The organism is Thioclava sp. NG1, assembly GCF_003122275.1.
Classification (GTDB): domain Bacteria; phylum Pseudomonadota; class Alphaproteobacteria; order Rhodobacterales; family Rhodobacteraceae; genus Thioclava; species Thioclava nitratireducens.
Genome location: NZ_QFBB01000023.1, coordinates 1 through 5,748, shown reverse-complemented (window position 1 = coordinate 5,748; position 5,748 = coordinate 1). Strand labels below are relative to the sequence as shown.

Annotated in this window: 4 protein-coding genes; all 4 read right to left on the bottom strand. The window is 58.2% G+C overall.

Going from position 1 to position 5,748, the window contains the following annotated elements; all coding sequences use genetic code 11:
- Window positions 1-602 precede the first annotated feature (602 nt).
- A complete protein-coding gene (locus DEM26_RS20000; protein WP_109173291.1) occupies window positions 603-1,247 on the bottom strand; it encodes a helix-turn-helix domain-containing protein in 645 nt (214 codons plus the stop codon).
- Window positions 1,248-1,803: 556 nt separating this feature from the next.
- Window positions 1,804-2,421, bottom strand: coding sequence for a response regulator FixJ (gene fixJ / locus DEM26_RS19990; protein WP_109173289.1), 618 nt, complete (start codon window positions 2,419-2,421; stop codon window positions 1,804-1,806).
- Window positions 2,408-3,931, bottom strand: a complete 1,524-nt coding sequence (locus DEM26_RS19985) for a PAS domain-containing sensor histidine kinase (RefSeq protein WP_109173288.1) — start codon at window positions 3,929-3,931, stop codon at window positions 2,408-2,410. Before DEM26_RS19985 ends, fixJ begins: the two co-directional genes overlap by 14 nt.
- A 692-nt stretch (window positions 3,932-4,623) precedes the next feature.
- The coding region (locus DEM26_RS19980; RefSeq protein WP_146194511.1) for a sensor histidine kinase at window positions 4,624-5,748 on the bottom strand (1,125 nt) is incomplete at its 5' end.

Sequence of the window (5,748 nt, the reverse complement as noted above, 5' to 3'; positions counted from 1 at the left end):
CCAGCGTGATGGAAGACAACGACGGGCGCGGCATCGGGATATTCTCGTCTCCGCCCTCATTTGCGGTGGAGTTCGCGCCAGATTAGTGCGCCCCGCCGATGTTAGTCCCGAATAGCCGCGTGCGTCCCGGGGCGTCGACCGAAGATCATGAGAACGAAACAGTGGACCAGAGTGACATGGAAAATGGAATGAGTTTCGAGATGGTGATCGGTTGGATTTTCGGCCTTCTAATTCTGGTGTTCGTGGTTTTGACCATAGCAGCGCTGATCAAATGTCTACAGAAATAACGAAGAAGCCCCTAGCAAAAGCTCCGTGCTGACGACGCGCCTACACGATCGCCGATATCGCAATCTCCCCACGCGATTTGGCGTAGCAGCGTCGTGACGCGAACGGACAGGGTTGACCGTCTCCGGGTTGCGAGTGCCGGAGGCAGAGCAAGCGGGTAAAAGCGAAGCTGCTCGATGCCCACGCAGACGCCGTCGGTGCGAACGGTGTCTGGGCCATGGATTTCGCTTCGAGGACCCTCGGTTCGGCCGCAATCAGCTCGCCTTGGGCGAGAAACTGCGGTTTGTGACCTTCGTCGACACGAATTGACGCCTTAATCATTCGATCATTTCCTGAAGCGCCGCTGGCGCTGAAATTTCGATGCAGCGGGCACTATGCAGCCGAATTAGCCCGTCTTTCTTCAGCCGGCTCAGGCCGCGGGAAACTGTCTCGAGGGTCAGACCAAGGTAATCCGCGATATCGGAGCGGGTCATGGAAAGCTCGACGTATTTCTGGCCTCGCTGACGGCTGGACATATCGAGCAAGAACGATACAAGACGCTCGCACGCGTATTGCCGACCAAGAACGAGCTGCTGACTTTGCGCGGCGAGAAGGTGTGCCTTGAGTGCGCTCAGCCAAACTTCAGTCAGGGAATTCTGCTCATCGTGAACGGCAACCGAGCTATCCTCGATCGCTTCCGCAAAGAATTCATAGGTTCCATGGGCGGCGAAACCGAAGACCTCGCCCGGCATGCAGAAGGCCAGAATCTGGCGCCGGCCATCAGCGAACAGATGGTAGAGACGGACCATCCCGCCTTTCACCGTGAAAATTTTTCCGGCGTGGTCCCCCTGTCCAAAGATGAGGTCGCCCGCAGCATAATGGGTCACTGGGTCCGCCGGGGAGGTGGCAAACGTGCTCTTGTGGTCTCCGACTTTCGCGATCCGGGCCAGTGCGGCGAATTCGCGGTTGCTTTGAATGGTCATAGTGATCTCCCTGTCCTACGCAGGAAGATTCATCGCGCATTTCCATCTTTTGCGAAATTCGGAGATGTCCGTACGGGATTCTACTTAGGGCGGACCTTTGGATTGAGGCTGCGAGCGACTGCCTCGACAAGCCGTCCCCCAAGAAGTGGCTTCAGCAGGACGGTGCCGCTGAAGGTATCAGACATCGTCCGTAGGCGGTCGGCCAAAAGAACGATTGGAACTGCAAAACCCATGACTAAGTGCCACCCATTTTCCTCTGAGGAGATGGCGTCTTCGTCGATCACCGCGCAGCCGATTTCTGCAGCCCCCGATACCTCTCGCATTGTCCGGAGACTGCCGGATGACATGACGAGCAATCCCTCAGCCTCAAGGGCAAAGGCTATGGATCGTCGCAACCCGTCATCCTGTGCAACGACGAAGACTGATCGCCTCATGTCCAACTTTGCTCTCCTTGCGATAACGCAGAGATAGTTTCCCTTGCGTATGGCATTACTGCCCCAAACAAGCGCGTCTGGCGTTGAGGTAAGTCAAATTAAGAAACTGAGCGGGCGCCCGGCTATTGGCCGAGGAACCCCGCTGCGAGTGCCATGCGCACGAGTTCCGGGAGGCTTCCGGCAGCCATCTTGGACATCACCGCCGCCCGATGGACTTCGACTGTTCGGGGACTGATGTTGAGATCGTAGGCGATCGACTTGTTCGGTAGGCCTGACACGACACCGGACAATACTTCCTTCTCCCGTTCGCTCAGACGGTCGAGACGGCAGCGAATGGCATCGGTGTTCTCAGCTTCACCTTCTGCTTCCAACTCGGAGGCGATGCGGTTTATCGCCTCGATCAGGCTTTCTTCTTCGAAGGGTTTCTCGATGAAGTCGCGGGCGCCCGCTTTCATCGCTTCGACCGCCAATGGCACGTCGCCGTGGCCAGTCACCACGATCGCGGGAATTCGAACCCGAATGCGTTCCAGCTCGCGAAGTAGCTCGACACCATCAATATCTGGCATCCTCAGGTCGGTCACCAGGCACGCTTGCTGGATCGTTGGCGCTGCAGCGAGAAAGTCGGTCGCAGACTGGTGTTGTCGCACCGTGAAACCCGCCATCGTGAGCATAAAGGCAAGTGACTTTCTGACCGCTTCCTCGTCGTCGACGAGGTGAACCATAAAATTATCCGGCAGCATTTGCTCTCTCATCTTCGTAGATTGGCAGGGTGAAACGGAAGGTCGCACCACCGTCGGCATTCTTCGACACTTCGATGGTGCCTCCGTGGGACTCGATGATGCGCTTGGAGATCGAAAGCCCGATCCCCATACCTCCGGACTTCGTTGTCACGAACGGTTTGAAGAGTTGCGACGCGATTTCCTCAGATATCCCTGGCCCGGTATCGGAGACTTCCACGACCACTTGCTCAGGGCCATCTGCGAAAGTCCGTACGCTCAACCTTCTTGCATCACTGTTGCGCATAGCTTCGATCGCATTGCGCATCAGGTTGGTTAGCACCTGCTGTATCTGAACGCGATCGACCAACAGCGGGCCCACTGTGGGATCGAATTCGAAGTCTGACTGAACGCCCACGTCGTTCGTGCCCATCAGCGCGAGAGCGCTCGCTTCCTCGACAAGTTTGCGGAGATCCTCGACAGAATTCTGGCTGTCACCTCGGACAACGAGTTCCCTCAGGTGGCGGATGATCTGGCCCGCCCGAAGCGACTGTCGAGCCATTTCCTCGACCGCTTCCCGCATTCTCGCGGCAGTGGAGTCGGGGACCTGTTGCAGCAGGCGAGTACACCCCTGCGCATAGTTGGCAATGGCTGACAACGGCTGGTTCAATTCGTGGGCCAGAGTGGAAGCCATCTCGCCCAGTTCATTCAATCGTGCGAGGCGTGCCAACTCCGCCTCGACCTCTTGCAGCTGTGCGCGCGAGTTGGTGCGTTCGGTCAGGTCTTCTACGAAGCCGGCGAAGAAAATCTCCTCACCGTGGCGGATCTCTCCGACCGTCAGCTTCATGGGAAAGGTTGAACCGTCCTTGCGCCGCCCGACAACGATCCGGTCGATGCCGATAATGCGCTTCTGACCCGTAGTGAGGTAGCGCTGGATGTAACCGTCATGCTCGCCATGATAGGGCTCCGGCATCAGCATTTTGACGTTCTGCCCGACGACGTCGTCTTCCGGGTGGCCAAACTGTCTTTCGGCTGCCGCGTTGAAGGATGTCATGATTCCATTGGCATCGATGACGATCGTTGCATCCGGCGACGAGTTGAACAGGGTACGCAGATGTGCCTCGCGTTCCCGAAGCTCCTTCTCCGTATCATCCATCTGCCGACGCGTGCGATGGAGCATCTCGCCCATCCAGGCGATGACGAAAGCGACAACCACGAACACCGCATAAGGCAATAGAGGCGTCGCCTCGAGATTATGTAGGCTGAACAACGCCGCACTTCCGATGACCGACAGTCCGATCGCGAGTAGAGCTGGACCTATTCCCCCGATCACCGAGGCGGTCAGGATTGCTGGAAGGAATATGATAAGGAGCGAGCCGTCGTTGAGCACGCCCCGAAGAGCGAGGCCAATCAATGCAACGGTGGCCACCGCGACTGCTGCGATCGCATATCGATAGAGGTTCCGCCGAAACAGCGCACCAGCGGCGGCGCGCTGAAGCCCCTTCCTACCTTTTCTTGCCTTCTGTGCCGTCACAGCTCAGCTCCCAGCCACCTGGCTCAAACCCAGCTCGCAGGCGACGTCATTATCGTCGTCGAACAGGTAATTACGCCCTATGAACCATGTCACTCGCAAGCCGCGGCAGCGCAAGACCGCGCATTTCCAAAAGAAGTATCTTCCGCATAGCTTTGTTTCTCAACCCATTGCGGCTAGGGAGACCCAACAATGCTCAAGTGCATTGACAACACACTGCGAACTCGAGCCGACAAGCCTGCCCTGTTGCTCTGAGTAAATGTCAGAAGAAGACTACTGCTCCGAAACACTTCATGAGGCAGGAATACGACCGGCATGGGCCGTTCATGGCATCTCCCATGAGGGCGGAGAGCCTACGTTCGCCGCGACATGCGTCAAGAGCTGCTCTAATGGGCTGAGCAAACGTTCTCTGGCTTCAGCGACATATTCCGGGACATTACTATGCCTATCCAGAGGGCGTATGCGCCGCCACAAGCGCCTCCCTCATGCCTGCGAAGGGCGGTGCGCTGCACCCACGGTTCCCCAGGCAAAACCCAGACCAAAATTTCGGGGCTAGAATATGCTCCTAAACGCGCTTCCGTGGGTATTGGTTCGCGATTTTTCGTCGCCGACCGTGTTTTCGGCGCGATTGCGTCGAACTTGTCCGGATAAATGACCTCGTCATCCTTATGAATAGGGCTGGAAATCGAAGGTTCTTACTGGTCTGCGACCTGCTCGCGCGCCAGTGCGGAAATCGGACTCTCTATGGGCAGCTCAAGGCTGTACCGAACGCCCGTCGAGATGAAGCTCAGCTCAGACTGAGCACCGGCTTCCATCGCAACCAGATCCTGCAACAGACGGGAGCCGAAACCTTTTCTCGACGGGGCCTCGACGGCCGGACCGCCTGTTTCCGACCAGACTATTTGGAGACGGTCAGAGCCGTTCTCGCTCGCGCGGGTCCAGCTAAGGTCGACATGGCCTTCCGCAGATGAGAGCGCTCCATACTTGACCGCGTTTGTGGTCAACTCGTGCAACGCCAGTCCGACGATCCGTGCATAGCGCTCTGGCACGCGGGAAGCAGGGCCAGAAATCCGGAGGCTGTCCTGGCTGTCGAGGGAATAGGGTCTCAACACCGCCTCGACGAGTTCTTGCAGGTCGGCACTCTTCGAAGGTCCATAAGCGGAAATCCCGACCGTCGCCGCCAGTGCTCGCAGCCGTCCTTGGAGGGTGGCTTTGTAGGCGATTGCGTCCCCGGTAGCGCTGGTTTGCGATACCAGAGAATTCACTAGAGCAAGCAAGTTCTTGATCCGGTGGTTAAGTTCTCGGATGGCAAGTTTCTGGAACTCCTCTTCCCTCGCCTGCTCGGTCACATCGCGAACCAGCCCAGTGCCTCTCACGCCCTCTGGCGCCTTATGCAAGATGCCGGTGCCGTGCACGCGGATCACCTTCCCGTCCGGGTGAAGAACACGGTAGACGACGTCAAAGGCGCGGTCGCTCTCGACACAGGTTTCAAGTTCGCTGCACACCGCACCTCGGTCCTCCGGGTGGATGCGCTGCCGCCACGACTCGAGAGTTGTCTCGTGAGGTGGCAGTCCCAAGATCTCGCGACCCCGCGCGTCCCACTCGGCAATGTCGGCACCCGTGTCCCACGCTCCCCATCCCAGCTGGGAGGCATTCGTAGCGAGGGAGAGCGACTCCATCGTCCGCCTCAGTTGTTCCTCGCTCTCCCTCTGCTCGGTGACATCGGTATTCACACCAACCATGCCGAGGAACTCGCCGTCGTCGGAGAAGCGGGGCTGCGCGACGGTTCTGAGTATCCGGTACACGCCATCGGACCGGCG

Bases quoted from the DNA above. Each gene is read 5' to 3' on its own strand.
- DEM26_RS20000 (WP_109173291.1), bottom strand. From the start codon at position 1,247: ATGACCATTCAAAGCAACCGCGAATTCGCCGCACTGGCCCGGATCGCG.
- fixJ (WP_109173289.1), bottom strand. From the start codon at position 2,421: ATGCTGCCGGATAATTTTATGGTTCACCTCGTCGACGACGAGGAAGCG.